This is a genomic window from Streptomyces sp. NPDC028305 (assembly GCF_055569495.1).
This window is the reverse complement of sequence record NZ_JBVHTN010000007.1, coordinates 423,203-438,185: the sequence shown is the minus strand read 5'-3', so window position 1 is coordinate 438,185 and position 14,983 is coordinate 423,203. Positions and strand designations below refer to the sequence as shown.

13 protein-coding genes are annotated in these 14,983 nt (G+C 71.9%); 8 read left to right on the top strand and 5 right to left on the bottom strand.

The genetic code is table 11. From position 1 onward, the window contains the following. Window positions 1-56: 56 nt before the first annotated feature. Window positions 57-1,238: a S8 family serine peptidase gene (locus tag ACZ4WQ_RS31595; RefSeq protein WP_358847290.1), complete on the bottom strand. Its 1,182-nt coding sequence runs from the start codon at window positions 1,236-1,238 to the stop codon at window positions 57-59. Between the two features lie 85 nt (window positions 1,239-1,323). On the opposite strand from ACZ4WQ_RS31595, the gene ACZ4WQ_RS31590 reads away from it, so the two are divergent. Further along, window positions 1,324-4,635, top strand: coding sequence for a right-handed parallel beta-helix repeat-containing protein (locus ACZ4WQ_RS31590; RefSeq protein ID WP_398373465.1), 3,312 nt, complete (start codon window positions 1,324-1,326; stop codon window positions 4,633-4,635). Window positions 4,636-4,696: 61 nt separating this feature from the next. On the opposite strand, the gene ACZ4WQ_RS31585 is transcribed toward ACZ4WQ_RS31590, so the two are convergent. Next, window positions 4,697-4,912 (bottom strand): ferredoxin, encoded by a 216-nt coding sequence (locus tag ACZ4WQ_RS31585; protein WP_311725516.1) that lies wholly within the window; start codon window positions 4,910-4,912, stop codon window positions 4,697-4,699. A gap of 6 nt (window positions 4,913-4,918) precedes the next feature. After that, complete coding sequence (locus ACZ4WQ_RS31580; protein ID WP_398373463.1) at window positions 4,919-6,121, bottom strand: cytochrome P450; 1,203 nt, start codon at window positions 6,119-6,121, stop codon at window positions 4,919-4,921. A gap of 134 nt (window positions 6,122-6,255) precedes the next feature. On the opposite strand from ACZ4WQ_RS31580, the gene ACZ4WQ_RS31575 reads away from it, so the two are divergent. Further along, complete coding sequence (locus ACZ4WQ_RS31575) at window positions 6,256-6,876, top strand: TetR/AcrR family transcriptional regulator (RefSeq protein WP_358847287.1); 621 nt, start codon at window positions 6,256-6,258, stop codon at window positions 6,874-6,876. Window positions 6,877-6,912: 36 nt separating this feature from the next. Continuing rightward, on the top strand, window positions 6,913-7,680 hold the full coding sequence (locus tag ACZ4WQ_RS31570; protein ID WP_311725512.1) for a sulfite exporter TauE/SafE family protein: 768 nt from the start codon (window positions 6,913-6,915) through the stop codon (window positions 7,678-7,680). A gap of 30 nt (window positions 7,681-7,710) precedes the next feature. On the opposite strand, the gene ACZ4WQ_RS31565 is transcribed toward ACZ4WQ_RS31570, so the two are convergent. Beyond that, on the bottom strand, window positions 7,711-8,964 hold the full coding sequence (locus tag ACZ4WQ_RS31565) for an MFS transporter (RefSeq protein WP_398373460.1): 1,254 nt from the start codon (window positions 8,962-8,964) through the stop codon (window positions 7,711-7,713). A gap of 131 nt (window positions 8,965-9,095) precedes the next feature. Between ACZ4WQ_RS31565 and ACZ4WQ_RS31560 the strand changes: the two genes are divergently transcribed. Then, on the top strand, window positions 9,096-9,476 hold the full coding sequence (locus ACZ4WQ_RS31560; RefSeq protein ID WP_311725509.1) for an ArsR family transcriptional regulator: 381 nt from the start codon (window positions 9,096-9,098) through the stop codon (window positions 9,474-9,476). Window positions 9,477-9,486: 10 nt separating this feature from the next. Here the strand turns inward: ACZ4WQ_RS31560 and ACZ4WQ_RS31555 are convergent, their stop codons facing one another. Beyond that, the gene (locus ACZ4WQ_RS31555) at window positions 9,487-10,077 is read right to left on the bottom strand and encodes a TetR/AcrR family transcriptional regulator (RefSeq protein WP_311725508.1); all 591 of its coding nucleotides are present in this window, start codon (window positions 10,075-10,077) and stop codon (window positions 9,487-9,489) included. Window positions 10,078-10,400: 323 nt separating this feature from the next. Here ACZ4WQ_RS31555 and ACZ4WQ_RS31550 point away from each other — a divergent pair, with 323 nt between their 5' ends. The 4 genes from ACZ4WQ_RS31550 to ACZ4WQ_RS31535 all read left to right on the top strand — a co-directional run bounded on the left by ACZ4WQ_RS31550 (window position 10,401) and on the right by ACZ4WQ_RS31535 (window position 14,921). Beyond that, window positions 10,401-11,876: an MFS transporter gene (locus ACZ4WQ_RS31550; RefSeq protein ID WP_398373457.1), complete on the top strand. Its 1,476-nt coding sequence runs from the start codon at window positions 10,401-10,403 to the stop codon at window positions 11,874-11,876. Window positions 11,877-11,947: 71 nt separating this feature from the next. Further along, window positions 11,948-12,883: an amino acid ABC transporter permease gene (locus tag ACZ4WQ_RS31545; RefSeq protein WP_468022621.1), complete on the top strand. Its 936-nt coding sequence runs from the start codon at window positions 11,948-11,950 to the stop codon at window positions 12,881-12,883. Beyond that, window positions 12,880-13,668 (top strand): amino acid ABC transporter ATP-binding protein, encoded by a 789-nt coding sequence (locus ACZ4WQ_RS31540; RefSeq protein ID WP_311725505.1) that lies wholly within the window; start codon window positions 12,880-12,882, stop codon window positions 13,666-13,668. The genes ACZ4WQ_RS31545 and ACZ4WQ_RS31540 overlap by 4 nt, the downstream gene beginning before the upstream one ends. Further along, a complete protein-coding gene (locus ACZ4WQ_RS31535) occupies window positions 13,665-14,921 on the top strand; it encodes a dipeptidase (RefSeq protein WP_361191903.1) in 1,257 nt (418 codons plus the stop codon). Before ACZ4WQ_RS31540 ends, ACZ4WQ_RS31535 begins: the two co-directional genes overlap by 4 nt. Window positions 14,922-14,983 lie beyond the last annotated feature (62 nt).

Below are 14,983 nucleotides of genomic sequence, written 5' to 3'. Positions count from 1 at the left end.
GCGCGCTCCGTACGCCGGCACCGCCGTGCCGTGACCCGCTCGCGTGGAGTCCGGTCCTACCCGGCCGGGCGCCAGCCGCGGGCCTTGCCGCGGGGGACGATGAACGCGGCGGCGGCCACCAGCAGGACGACGGCCGCGGCTCCGCCCGCGATCAGCAGGGCCCGTACCCGCGGCGACTTGGGGGCGGCGGGCGGGACATGGGCGGCGGCGGCCTTCGGCTCGGCCCGGGTGCCGTCGCCGAGGACCGCGGTCAGCCCGGCGTAGGTGTCCAGGCGCGGGGCCTCGCCGGGGTAGGCGGCCTCGGTCAGCCGCCGGGAGACCTCGGCGGCGGACAGGTCGGGGTGGTAGGAGCGGATGAGCGCCGCCGCCCCCGCGACATGCGCGGCCGCCAGCGACGACCCCGAACCGATGTAGTGGCCATTTCCCTTGGGCCCGATGCCGACCACCGCGTCGCCGGGGGCGGCCAGGTCCGGGGCGAGGGGGGCCGCCGCCTTCTCCGGGCGGCCGCCGCTCGGCCCGTAGTCCACCACCGACAGCACCTGCGGGACCTGGGCGGGCCAGTAGGCGCGGGCTCGCGGATCGGGGCGCCCGTCGGCGCCCTCGGGGGCGATGTCCGGCGCGGCCGGGGCGATGACCAGCACGTCCTTGGTGGTGGCGTAGGCGACCGCCTGGGTCAACTGGCTTCTGCCCACGGCCAGGGCCTGCCCGGTGTAGATGATGTCCGCGCCCTCGTCCACGGCGGTCCTGATGCCGTCCGCGACCTGCTGGGCGGTGGTGTTGCCACGCGCGTCGGTGGCCCTGACGGCCAGGATGCGGGCCCGTGGCGCGACGCCGACGACCGCGCCCTTGCCGCTGGGGGCCCCGGCGATGAGGCCCGCGGCGAAACTTCCGTGCCCCACGCAGTCGACGCCCGCGTCGCCCGCCTGGGTCACCCGGCCGGAGAGCGCGGGAAGGTCGTCGCCCACGCCCGTGTCCACGACGGCCACGGTCACATCGGCGCCCTTGGACAGCTGCCACGCCCGGGAGAGCTGCAACGCCTGCCATGTCCAGGGCTGCTGCTCGGCGGCCTTGAGCGACGCGGTGGCACAGCTCTCGTCGGGGGCGACGCGGGAGCGGAGCGCGGGCAGGCTGACCGGGTCGTCCTGGTCGGCCTGTGCGGGCGTGGACATCATCAGCGCGGGGAGAGCGGCTGCCGCCGCGAGTGTCACAGAGGCGCGGCGGTAACGATCGCTTCGCATGCCACGCATGATAGGGGAAGCCCGGCCGCCAACACGGTTCGGTCCGGGCACAGTTCACTGCACCATGAATTCAGGAGGTCCGAGCGTGTCACGGCAGGTACTGACGGTCTGCCCGGAACAACCGGAGAGTTTCCGGACGATCGGTGAGGCGCTGGCCACGGCACGCACCGGTGCGGTGATCCATGTCCGGCCCGGCCGTTACGCCGAGAACCTCACCGTCAAGACCCGGGTCACGCTCGTCGCCGAGGGCGAGCCCGGCAGCGTGGAGATCTGCCCGCGCCGCGGCACCGCGCTGACGCTGGTCGCGGACGCGGTGATGCTCACCGATCTGACGCTGCGCGGCGGCAGTGAGGACGTGGCGGTGGTGGACGCGCCGCGCGGGCAGGTGGCCATGGACGGCTGCACGGTGATCGGTTCCGGCTGGACGGCGGTGCTGGCCCGGCAGAGCGGCTCGCTCGCCATGCGGGGCTGCCGGGTCACCAACCGCGAGGGCGCCGCGATCGTGGACACCTCCGAGGTGGCGAGCGTCATCGAGGACTGTGTGCTGGAGAACCTCGGCACCTCCGGCGTCGTGTTCAGCGAGAGCGCCCGCTCGACGGTGCGCGGCTGCCGTATCCGCGACGCCCGCGGCAACGGCATCCTCGCCAACGGCGAGTCGCAGGGCTCCATCGAGTCCTGCGACATCACCGCCACCGACAAGCCCGCCATCGCGCTGGAGGGCAACAGCACCACGTACGTGTCCCGCTGCACCGTCCGTGACACGGCGGTGGGCGTCTATCTCACCAGCGGGTCCCGCCCCATCGTCGAGGACGTCACGGTCTCCGGCACCACCGGCCCCGCCATCGCCCTGTCCGCGGGCGCCGACCCGCTGCTGCGCCGGTGCCGGACACTGCGCACCAAGGGCGCCGGGGTGGTCGTCTCCGAGCGGTCCCGAGGCACCTTCGAGGACTGCGAGTTCACCTCGGTCACCGGCCCGGCGATCCGGGTGACGGGTTCCAGCTCGCCGTCGTTCACGCGCACCACCGTGCGGGACTGTGCCGACGCCGAGGCGGCCGTGCTGCTCACCGAGGAGTCGACCGCCGAGTTCGACCGGCTGGAGGTGATGGACGCGGTCGGCAGCGCGGTCGCCATCCGCTCGCACGCCAACCCGCTGCTGCGCGGCGCCCGGATCACCGCACCCGGCAAGTACGGCTTCGAGGTGGGCGACGACGGGCGCGGACGCCTGGAGTCCTGCACCGTGGAGCGGGCGGGCGGCGGCGGGATACGCGTCGCCGACGGCGGCAACACCCGGATCGACGACTGTGTGCTGCGCTCGTCCTCGGAGACCGGTGTCTCGGTGGGCCGCGACGCCGTCGCGGCCGTGCTCGACTGCCAGATCGACACCTGCGGCGCCTCGGGCGTGGCCGTCGAGGAGGGCGGGGAGCTGACCCTGACCCGGGCGCGGATCACCGGGGCCGGGGCACACGGTGTGCTCCTCGCCGCGGGCTCCCGCGCCGAGCTGCACAGCTGCGAGATCAACGGCAGCGTGGGCGACGGCATCCGGATCGACAGCTCCGAGCCGGTCAGCGTCACCAACTGCACCGTGCGCGACAACCGGGGCGCCGGGCTGACCCAGACCCGGGTGAGCGAGCGCCTGGAGGTGCTGGAGCTGACCAGCGCCGACAACTCCACTCCGGATGTCTGGGGCGCCGAGGTGGCCGCGAACACCACCGCGCGCGCCGCGGGGAAGGACTCCGGCGGCGGCGAGCCCAGGGAGCCGCTGGACGAGCTTGAGGCCCTGATCGGCCTGGAGGGCGTCAAACACCAGGTGCGCACGCTGGTCAATCTCAACCAGCTCTCCCAGCGGCGCCAGCGGCTGGGCATGCCGGTGCCGTCCATGAGCCGCCACCTGGTGTTCGCGGGCCCGCCCGGCACCGGCAAGACCACCGTGGCCCGGCTCTACGGCTCCATCCTCGCCCAGCTGGGCGTGTTGCCGTCCGGCCATCTGGTCGAGGTGTCCCGCGCGGATCTGGTCGCCCAGGTCATCGGCGGCACGGCCATCAAGACCACGGAGGCGTTCAACGAGGCCCTCGGCGGTGTGCTGTTCATCGACGAGGCCTACACCCTCACCCCCGAGGGCGCCAGCTCCAACGACTTCGGGCGCGAGGCCGTGGACACCCTGCTGAAGCTGATGGAGGACCACCGGGAGGACGTCGTGGTCATCGCCGCCGGCTACTCGGCGGAGATGTCCTCCTTCCTGGAGTCGAACCCGGGCCTGGCCTCGCGCTTCACCCGCACCATCGAGTTCACCAACTACTCCGTCACGGACCTGGTGACCATCACCGCGAGCATGTGCGCCTCCCACCAGTACGAACTGGGCCCCGGCACCACCGAGGCGCTGGCCGTGCACTACGAACGGATGCCGCGCGACGCCACCTTCGGCAACGGCCGGGCCGCCCGCCGGGTGTTCGAGGAGATGGTGGACCGCCAGGCCTTCCGCCTCGCCACCATGGCCGAACCCGCCGAGCGGGACCTCACCCTGCTGCTCCCCGAGGACATCAGCGACGAGAGCGACGTCGAGCAGAACACCGGCGAGGACCGGGAGGCGATGCTCGCCCGGCTGGAGGCCATGGTCGGCCTCACCGCCGTCAAGCGCGAGGTCACCGATCTCGTCTCGCTGCTCACCACGGCCAAACAGCGCGAGGCCGCCGGGCTCCCCGCCCCGAAGATCAGCCAGCACCTGGTGTTCTCCGGGCCGCCCGGCACCGGCAAGACCACCATCGCCCGCCTCTACGCCCAGCTGCTGCACTCTCTCGGCGTCCTGCCCCGCGGCCAGCTCGTCGAGGTCGCGCGCGCCGACCTCGTCGGACGCTATGTCGGCCACACCGCGCAGCTCACCAAGGAGGTGTTCGAGAGCGCGATGGGCGGTGTGCTGTTCATCGACGAGGCCTACACCCTCACCCCCGAGGGCAACTCCAGCGACTTCGGCCGCGAGGCCGTGGACACCCTCCTGAAACTGATGGAGGACCACCGGGACCAGGTCGTCGTCATCGTCGCCGGCTACACCGGCGAAATGCGGCGCTTCCTCGACTCCAACCCCGGTCTGGCCTCGCGCTTCTCCCGCTTCGTCGAATTCGAGAACTACTCCACCGACGAGCTGCTCACCATCCTGGAACGGACCGCCGAGGAATCCGGCTACGCCTGCCCGGCGACGACGCTGGACGCGCTCCGCACCCATATCGAGGCGATCCCCCGGGACCGCTCCTTCGGCAACGCCCGCCTGGCCCGGCAACTGCTCGAGACAATGATCACGCACCAGGCCCGGCGGCTCACCGCCATCCGCACACCGAGCGTGGACGACCTGCGGGCGCTGCTGCCGGAGGATCTGCCGGCCGCCGGGCTGGGCGTGTCCAGGTGACGTAGTGCCAGGTCGGGTGACCTGGTGCCAGGTCGAGTGGCCTGGTGCCAGATCCCGGAGGTCAGGGGCGCGGTCCCACGGTCGTGGCGCCGTCGCGGACGGTGATCGCCTGCGCGGGGCAGGAGTCCGCCGCGTCCAGCACCCGCTCCTCCTCCGGGACCTCGTCGCTCAGCGGCTCGGCGTGCTCCGCGCCGAGGGCGAACAGATCGGGAGCGATTCCGGCACACATGCCGGAGGCCATGCACCGGCCCCCGTCGATCTCCGCCTTCCAGGTCATGCCGGCTCACCACCCGACCGGCATGACGCGCGGCCCACGCACCAGCATCTGGTTCTTCCACTCCACGTCCCCGGCCAGGCGCAGCCCCGGGAAGCGGGTGACCAGGGCGCCGAGCGCCTCCTGGAGCTCCAGCCGGGCCAGGGGCGCACCGAGGCAGTGGTGCACACCGTGGCCGAAGCCGAGGTGCTGGGTGGCGGGGCGGGCCACGTTCAGCGTGCCGGGCTCGTCGAAGCGCAGCGCGTCGCGGTTGGCGGAGCCGACGGCGACGAGGACGGGCTCTCCGGAGCGCACGAGGGTGCCGCCGACCTCGATGTCCTCGGTCGCGTAGCGGGGCTGGGAGGCGCCCACGCCCAGGGGTACGAAGCGCAGCAGCTCCTCGATCGCGCCGTTCAGCAGGGCGGGTTCCTCACGCAGGCGGCGCAGCTCGTCGGGGTGGTCGAGGAGCGTCAGCACGAAGTTGGGGATCTGCGAGGCGGTGGTCTCGTGTCCGGCCACCAGGATGCCGACGCACAGGTCGACGAGTTCGAGCTCGGACAGCCGGTCGCCGGCGTCCCGGGCCTCGATCAGCGAGGTCATGAGGTCGTCCTGCGGCGCGGCGCGGTGGTGTTCGATCAGTCCGGCCATGTAGGCGCGCAGTTCGTCGCGGTTGCGCTCGAACTCCTCGGCGCTCAGCGAGCTGGTGGACAGCGCGGCGTCGCTCCAGACCCGGAACTTGGGCCGGTCCTCCTCCGGCACTCCGAGCAGCCGGCAGATGACCCCGACCGGGATCGGCAGGGCGTAGCGGTCGACCAGGTCGGCGGGTGGCCCGGCGGCCTCCAGTTCGTCGAGGAGTTCCTGGGTCAGCCGCCGCACCGACGGCCGGAGCTTCTCCACCTGGTGGACGGTGAAGGCCTTGGCGACCAGGGTGCGCAGCCGGGTGTGGTCGGGCGGGTCCATGGTCAGGATGCCGCTGTTGCGCCGGCCCTCGGACTGCCGGGGCTCGTCGTGGTGGAGCGCCGCCGCGCGGCTGAAGCGCCGGTCCCCGAGCACCAGCCGGGCGTCGGCGTACCGGGTGACGAGCCAGGCGGGCTCGCCGTACGCCATGCGCACGCGCAGTAATCCCGCGCGTCCCCTGGCCTCTTGGTACGCCTGGCTGAGCCCCAGACTCTCGGAGGTGTTGAAGGGATAGGTGATCTCCGTCGGATCTACGGTCGTCTCCGCTGTGGTCATGGTGACCTCCCTCGCGTAAGCACGTGCTTACAAACGTAGGAGCCCCTCCTTGGTACGGTCAACGGCCCGATTGCGCCGTTGATCCGACGGTCCGGCGGGGGGACCGCGGAAGGTGCGACGAGAGGAGTGTCGCGATGGGAACGACCACGTCAGCGGGGCGGCGGCGGGACGCACAGGACACCCGGCGGCGGTTGCTCGAGGCCGCGTCCGCGCTGTTCGCCGAGCGGGGCTACGAGCGGGCCACGGTCCGTGAGATCGCGGATCGCGCCGGGGTCAACCAGGCACTGCTGTTCCGGTATTTCGGCTCGAAACGAGCGCTGTTCGGCGAGGTGGTGGCGCGCAACGGGGAGGCTCAGGTGCGCAACACCCCACCCGGCGAGCTGCTCGAGGCCGCCCTGCGCGGGCTGCTGGGCCACCGCGGCAAGGAGCCGGCCAACCGCGCGCTGGCGACCCTGCTGCGGTCGGTGGGCAGCGGTGACGAGATCGGTACGGCCGTGCGTGCCACCAGCGACGACTACGCGCGGGTGCTGGCGTCCCTGAGCAGCGCCGAGAACCGTGCGCTGCGGGCGGACCTGGCGCTGTCCTGGATGCTCGGGATCGGCATGATGCGGGTGGTCGTCGGCAAGGAGCCGCTGGCCGACGCCGACCCGGACGAGGTGTGCGCGCTGGTCATGGTCGCACTCGGCGCGCTGCTCGACGGTCTGCCCGGGATATCGTCTCAGGGTTCGGCGAACACCGAATCATCGGCCCTTTAGCGTCGGTGCCATGCGAATCACGCGAGAGGACACCGCATGACGCCGGGGGACATGGTCGCCGTCTTCGCGGCCGGCATCAGTGCGGGCGCCATCAACACCGTCGTCGGCTCGGGGACCCTGATCACCTTCCCGGTCCTGCTGGCGACGGGCCTGCCGCCCGTGACCGCCACGGTGTCCAACGCGCTCGGCCTGATCCCCGGCTCAGTCAGCGGCGCCATCGGTTACCGGAGCGAGCTGAGCGGCCAGGCCCGGCGGGTGCTGAAGCTCGGCGTCGGCGCCGTGCTGGGCAGCTTCGCCGGCGCCACGCTCCTGCTGGCCCTGCCCGCGACGGCGTTCGAGACGGTCGTGCCCGTCCTCGTCGGCCTCGCGCTCGTCCTGGTCGCGCTCCAGCCCGTGATCGGCGAGCGGGTGCGCCGCCGCCGCGAGCGGACCGGCCGCCCCGCCCACCGCGACGGCGGCCCGCTGCTGTTCACCGGGCTGACGCTCGCCAGCGTCTACGGCGGCTACTTCGCCGCCGCGCAAGGCATCATCTACATGTCCCTGATGGGCATGCTGCTCGATGAGCCCCTCCAGCGCCTCAACGCCGTCAAGAACGTCCTCGCCGCCATCGTCAACACGGTCGCCGCGCTCTTCTTTCTCTTCGTCGCGGATTTCGACTGGACGGCCGTGGGGCTGATCGCGGTCGGCTCGGCGCTCGGCGGCCAGATCGGCGCCAAGGCGGGCCGCCGGCTGCGCCCCGTCGTCCTGCGGAGCCTCATCGTCACGATAGGCACCGTCTCCATCGTCCAGATGCTGCTCAACTGACCCGGTGGCGGCCGCCACCGCCGGTGCGGTTCACAGTGCGGTACGGCGGCGGGCGAGCACCACGCCGCCCCCGGCGAGCGCGGCAACCGCGACGACGGCGCTGAAGACGGTGGTCCCGGCCGACAGCCCGACCGCGTCGCTGAGGTAGCCGGCCGCGACCGGCAGCAGCCCGGCGGGGAGGTAGCCGCCGACGTTCAGCGCCGCGTTGGCCTCGGCCAGCCGGGCGGCCGGGACATGGGCGCCGATCAGCGTGAGGCCGCCCAGCTGCCCCATCCCCTGGCCCGCACCGGCCAGGACGGCCGCGAGGGCCAGCAGCGGGGTGGCCGACAGCTGGACGGCCAGCGCCAGCGCGCCCATGGCCAGGGCGGTCGACGCGGCCCCGGCCGCCAGGATGGCGCCCACCTTCAGCCGCCGCACGGCGAACTGGACGGCCGTCGCGGCCGTGAACATCACAAAGGCGGTGGCTCCGGCGACGACGCGGCTGGAGGTGCCGAGCAGATCCGCCAGGAGCGAGGGGCCGAGCGACAGGACGAAGGAGGTGGAGGTGATGCCGGGGGCGAACACCACCACGCCCAGCAGGAGGTGGCCGCGGTTGGGGCGGGGCACGGACGGCACCCGGACCCAGGCACCCGGTCGGCGCGAGCCCCGGGCGGGACCCGCGGCGCGGCGCAGCGGCATGCGCAGCACGACCACCACCGCCAGGGCCAGGAGCACGATCTCCACCAGGAACACGGTGACCGTGGGGCCGGGCAGGGTCTCCGAGAGGATGCCGGCCAGCAGCGGGCCGAGCCCCGCCCCCAGGACCATCGCGGTGGAGGCGAGCAGCGCGGCGAGCCGCTTGCGGTCAGGCCCCGCCACGTCGGCGACGGCGGCCATGCCCGCCGAGACGATGGAGCCGACCGCGACGCCGCTCAGCAGCCGGGCGATGGCCAGCGCGGCGATCGAGCCGGCGGTCGCGAACAGCACACTGGCCACGACCGCCAGGGCGAGGGCCGGCAGCAGCACCGGCTTGCGGCCGACCCGGTCCGACACCACCCCGGCCACCAGCAGGGCCGCCAGCAGCCCCACGATGTAGCAGGCGAAGACGACGGTCAGCATCCCGGAGGAGAAGCCGAGCTCGTCGCGCCACAGGACGTACAGCGGGGTGGCCGTGTTGGACAGGATGAACACGGCGGTCACCGGCCATGCCGCGAGCCAGACCTCGCGGCGCGGCGGGGGCGTCGTGGGCTTCGTAGGTGTCGCGGGTGTCGTCGCCGGGGTCTCGGCGTGCCGGGCGCTCCCCATGGGTCCCCTCCAAGCCGCACAGCATGCTGTACGAGAAAACTCGAACCACTAGTACGGCCAGAGTCGAACATAAACTCCTGTACGATGCAACTCGTACTGATGGTTGTGTTGTCTTCCCCGAGGTGACGCGGATGTCGCAGAGCGCCACGGCCGACAGGTTCGCCGGCCCCTACCCCGCCCCCGCCGGCCTGCCGGAGCCCCTGCCCGAGCCCGCCCGCGAGGAGCTGCGTCTCGAGGTGGTGATGGCGGCGCTGAGCGACCCGCTGCGCATGGGCGTGGTCCGCACCCTGCTGCTGGAGTCGGAGGCGTTCGACCACCCGTGTGGCTGGTTCGGCATCGACCGCCCGAAGTCGTCGCTCACCCACCACTTCCGCGCCCTGCGCGACGCGGGGCTGATCCGGCAGCGCCAGTACGGCCTAGAGCGCCGCAGCCATGTGCGCGTCGACGACCTGGAGGCGCGCTTCCCCGGGCTGCTCGCCCTGATCGCGGACTGGACGCCGCCCGGCAGCTGAGCGCCGCGGCTCAGCGCGCGGCAAGGGCCTCCACCGTGGCCACGGTGCGGTCGACGACCGTGTCGTAGAGGCGGCGTTGAGCCTCCGGCAGATGGGACAGCAGCGGCTCCACGGCCTCCCGCTCCTCCCGGGGCCGCTGCGCCGCGGCCTCCCGCAGGGCGGTCAGCTTCTGCTCGGCGGGGCGCCGGTGGCTCTCGTACACGGCGTGGCCGAGAACGGTGGAGCAGACGAGGGTGACGGCCAGGGCGAGGTCTTCCTCGCTCAGCCGGAGCGGGCGCAGCACCCCGGTGAGGGTGACCAGCGCGGGTACCCACGCGGGCTGTTGGGTCGCGGCCATGTAGGACAGCAGCTGCCGGTAGGGCAGCAGGCGGTCGCGGCTGGTGTGCATCCAGGCGCGCAGCTGGTCCTGCCAGGTGTCGCCTGGCGGGTCGGTGTGCTCCGCGTCCGCGATGATCCGGTCGGCGACGGCCTGGAGCAGGTCGTCGCGGTCGGGGAAGTAGCGGTAGAGGGCCATGGGGGCGGAGTCCACGGCCTCGGCGACCCGCTTGATCGTCAGCACGACCCCCGGCTCACGCGCCGCCAGTTCCGCTGCGGCGCGCACGATCTGATCGCGCGACAGACGCGGCGGACGCCCCCTTCCCCTGCGGGCCGTCCCGTCCGCCTGCTGCGCCATCCGGTGGTTCCCCTCTCCCGTCCGCCCCCGCCCGCCGACGCGGGCACCGGAGGTCAAGGCTACGCAGGTGACCGGAGCCCCTCGTACAGCGCCCGCGCGGCACCCCGCCGCACGGCACCGGAGCCCCGGGAAGATTTGACGTACGCGTTACACAAAACTGTGCGACACTTGCCGCCGCCCCTGCTGAGGGGCCGTCATACAGCAGCGGCGACACGGTGTTTCCCGTGGCGCCGGCATCCCGGAGGACACCCGTGGCCCAAGCGCCCCATACGGCCGAGACGACGGCGGACACCCACGCACCCCGCTCCGGACCGGTGGTCGCGGTGCTCGCCTTCGGCGGGATCGTGGTCGCCCTGATGCAGACGCTGGTGGTCCCGCTCATCCCGGACCTCCCGGAGCTGCTGCACTCCTCGGCCTCGGACGCCTCGTGGGCGATCACCGCCACCCTGCTCGCGGGCGCGGTGGCCACCCCCGTGCTCGGGCGGCTCGGGGACATGTACGGCAAGCGGCGGATGCTGCTGATCAGCCTGGGGCTGCTGGTGGCCGGGTCGGTGGTGTGCGGGCTCAGCGACTCGCTGGCGCCCATGATCGTCGGCCGTACGCTCCAGGGCTTCTCCTCGGGCGTCATCCCGCTCGGCATCAGCATCATGCGGGACGAGCTGCCGGCCGAGCGGCTCGGCTCGGCCATGGCGCTGATGAGTTCGTCGCTGGGGGTCGGCGGCGCGCTCGGGCTGCCCGGCGCCGCGGCCCTGGCCGAACACGCCGACTGGCATGTGCTGTTCTGGGTGTCGGCGGCCGCGGGTGTGCTGGTGATCGCGCTGGTGCTGGCGGTGGTGCCCGAGTCCCCGGTCCGCGGCGGCGGCAGATTCGACCTGGTGGGGGCCGTCGGGCTGTCGGCCGGTCTGCTGTGTCTGCTGCTGGCGATCTCCAAGGGGGCCGACTGGGGCTGGACCAGCGCCGTCACCGACGGGCTGTTCAGCGCGGCGGCGGTGATCCTGCTGCTGTGGGGGCGGTGGGAGCTGCGGGTCGGGCAGCCGCTGGTGGATCTGCGCACCACGGCGCGCCGCCAGGTGCTGCTGACCAACCTCGCCTCGATCGTCATCGGCTTCGCGATGTACGGGATGTCGCTGGCGCTGCCGCAGCTGCTCCAGCTGCCCGAGGCCACCGGCTATGGCCTGGGCCAGTCGATGATGACGGCGGGGCTGTGCCTGGGCCCCTCCGGGCTGGTGATGATGGCCGTGTCGCCGGTCTCGGCGCGGATCACCGCCACGTGGGGGCCGAAGTTCTCGCTGCTGATCGGCTCGGCGGTGATCGCCGTCGGATATCTGCTGGCCATCGCGCTCATGTCCGAGGTCTGGCAGATCGTCCTGGTGTCCTGTGTCATCGGCGCCGGGATCGGCTTCGCGTACGCCTCCATGCCGGCGCTGATCATGTCGGCGGTGCCGGTGTCCGAGACGGGCGCGGCCAACGGCCTCAACACCCTGATGCGGGCCATCGGCACCTCGACCTCCAGCGCGGTGGTCGGCGTCGTCCTCGCCCATATGACCACCCGCGTGGGCCCGTTGGCGGTGCCCTCCGAGAACGGCTTCCGCACCGCCTTCGCCATGGGCGCCGGCGGTGCGCTGCTGGCGCTGGCGATCGCCACGATGGTGCCGGGGAAGGGCGCGGGCCGGCCCGCCGTCGTGGGCGCGACGCACTCCGGTAGCCGGGACGTAGCATCCCGTTAACGGTTGACGCTTCTCTGTCAACTGTTCGAGCGGGCCCCGGAGGGCGGTTTTAGGATGCAGCATTCACTGCCGTGACCGAGACCGCCCGAGGGCCGCCCATGACCAAAGTCCTGAATCTCGACGCTCCACCCGGGATCACCGCGCTCAAACGTGCCAAGAGAAGGCGCCCAGGACTGTTGGTGGCCAATGCGGTGATTCTACTGCTGGCCGCCATGGCGGTGTCGACGATTCTCACCAATCCCCGCTTCGAATGGGGAACAGTCGGCAAGTACTTCTTTGAGATCCGCATCATCAAAGGAATCGGCGTCAGTCTCGGCATGACGGCCGTGACCATGCTGCTCTCGCTGGTCCTGGGTACCGTGGTCGCGTTGATGAGAATGGGTTCCTCGCGATTGATGGCCACAGTCGCGGCCGCCTTCATCTGGGTATTCCGTTCCATTCCCATGCTGGTGCAGCTGCTTTTCTGGTACAACTTGGCGGCGCTCTTTCCCACCCTGTCACTCGGGATCCCGTGGGGCCCGCGGTTCGTCACCTTCGACTCGAACTCGCTTCTGGGGCCACTGACCGCCGCGGTCATCGGGCTGACGCTGCACGAGACCGCGTACATCGCGGAGTTGATCCGCTCGGGGCTGCTGGCGGTCCCCGATGGGCAGCGACAGGCGGCCGCCACCCTCGGACTGACGCCGGGTCAAACCTTCTTCCGCATCACGCTTCCGCAAGCGCTGCGCGTCATCGTGCCGCCGCTGGGAAATGAACTGATATCGCTCCTCAAGGCCACCTCACTGGTCAGCGTGATATCGCTCGCCGATCTCCTCTATTCGGTCCAGCTCATTTACGCGAAGAACTTCCAGACGGTTCCCCTGCTGATCGTGGCGGCCATCTGGTACATGATCATCACCGGTCTCATCACCCTCCTCCAGCAGCGGCTGGAGCGTCGCCTCTCGCGGCACACTCTGATACCGGCCGAGCCGGCCGGAAAGGTCAAGGGGAGCGAGCACTCGCTATGAGCGTGACATCGGAAGAAAGCACGCAGGCGATTGTCTCCCTGCACGGAATCCGCAAGTCGTTCCGGGGCACCGAGGTGCTTCACGGGATTTCCCTGGAGATACACCGGGGCGAGACGGTATGCCTCATCGGCCCGTCCGGGTCGGGCAAGAGCACCCTGCTGCGCTGCATCAACCACCTCGAGGTCCCCGACGACGGCCTGGTGACGGTCGACGGCAGTGTCATCGGCTACCGGCTCAGCGGCGACACCCTGTTCGAGCTGGGCAAACGCGAGCTGGCAGCACAGCGGGCGAGCATGGGCATGGTGTTCCAGAACTTCAACCTCTTCCCCCACCTGACCGCCCGCGAGAACATCGTCCACGCCCCGCGCCATGTCCTCGGGCTCTCCCCGGCCGAGGCCGACGCCCGGGCCGAGCAGCTCATGACCCGGGTGGGTCTCGCGCACAAGCTCGACGCCTACCCGGACAAGCTCTCCGGCGGCCAGCAGCAGCGCGTGGCCATCGCCCGTGCCCTGGCGATGCGGCCCAAGGTGATGCTCTTCGACGAGCCGACCTCCGCGCTGGACCCGGAGATGGTCCAGGAGGTGCTGAGTGTCATCAAAGACCTCGCCCGCGAGGGCATGACGCTGGTCGTCGTCACCCATGAGATGCGCTTCGCCGCCGACGTCGCCGACCGCGTCGTCTTCATGGACGACGGTCGCGTCGTCGAGGAAGGCCCGCCCGAGCGGCTCCTGAAGGCCCCGGCCCACGACCGCACCCGTACGTTCCTGTCGAAAGTCAGCGCATGAGCAACAGCCCCCGCCCCCTCCCCCGCAAGACCCGCGCCCGCCTCGACCTGTGGCGCTCCTACCGGTCCTACCAGTACCTGGAGGCCGGCCGGGACTTCCGGGCCTTCGACCTCGTGCCCGCCCTCGGACGCGTCGCGGACAGCGGGCCCGTCTGGAGCGAGAGCGTGGAGACGCGCGCCCGGGCCTTCGAGGAAGAACACCTGGTGATCTCCGCCCACGACCATCTGTCGCTGCGCCCCGCGGACCCCTCCGACTTCGCCGCGTACCGCCGCCAGGGCCGGGAGTCGATCCCGTACGAAGGGATCGCGCACTCGGGCGTGGACCTGTTCTTCGACGGCGGGCCCGCCGCCGTCAGCATGATCCGCTCCCACACCTCCTGGGACTGGGACGACGCGGTGAGCGACCTGGCCATGCGCCGGGCCGACATCGCCCACCAGCAGCTCGTCGCCGTCGTGACGACCCTGGAGGAGGCACGGCGGGCACGGGCCGAGGACCGGGTCGGCGTGGTGCTGACCCTGGAGTCCGCCAGCCCCATCGGCAACGACATCGACCGGCTCGACCTCCTCCACGGCCTCGGTGTCAGGCTGCTGGGCCTGGTGTACAGCGAGAGCAACCAGCTCGGCTCCGGCCTCGCCGACACCGGCGACGCGGGGCTGACCGCGCTCGGCCGGCGCGCCCTGCGCAGGATGAACGACCTCGGCATCATCGTCGACGTGTCGCACACCGGGGACGCGACGGCCCTGGACGCGGCGCGCCGCTCGTCCGCGCCCGTGGTCATCACCCACGCCGGGTCCCGGGCGCTGTGGCCGACGGCGCGGATGAAGCCGGACGAGGTGATCCGGGCCTGCGCCGACACCGGAGGGTTCATCGGCGTCGAGGCGGCGCCGCACACCACCATCACGGCCCGGCATCCCCGACACTGCCTGGACTCGGTGATGGAGCACGTGGAGCGCTGCGTGGAGCTGGTGGGCATCGACCACGTGGCCTTCGGGCCCGACACCAACTTCGGCGATCACACGGCCTGGCACCGGACCTTCGCCCCGCTCTTCGGCAAGGACGACAAGGACGCCTCCGCATCCTCCGGGCTGCCGGCGCACGAGAGCGTCGAATACGTGCACGGCTGCGAGAACCCGGCGGAGGCGGTCGGCAACATGATCCGCTGGCTGTTCGACCACGGCTACTCCGAGGAAGACATCGCCAAGCTCGCCGGCGGCAATGTGCGGCGCGTGGCCGCCGCGGTATGGGGCTCGTGAGCGCCCCCCACACCCGCCCCTCCCCGTCCCCCCCTGTTCCTCCGCTGTTCTCCTCTTCCCCT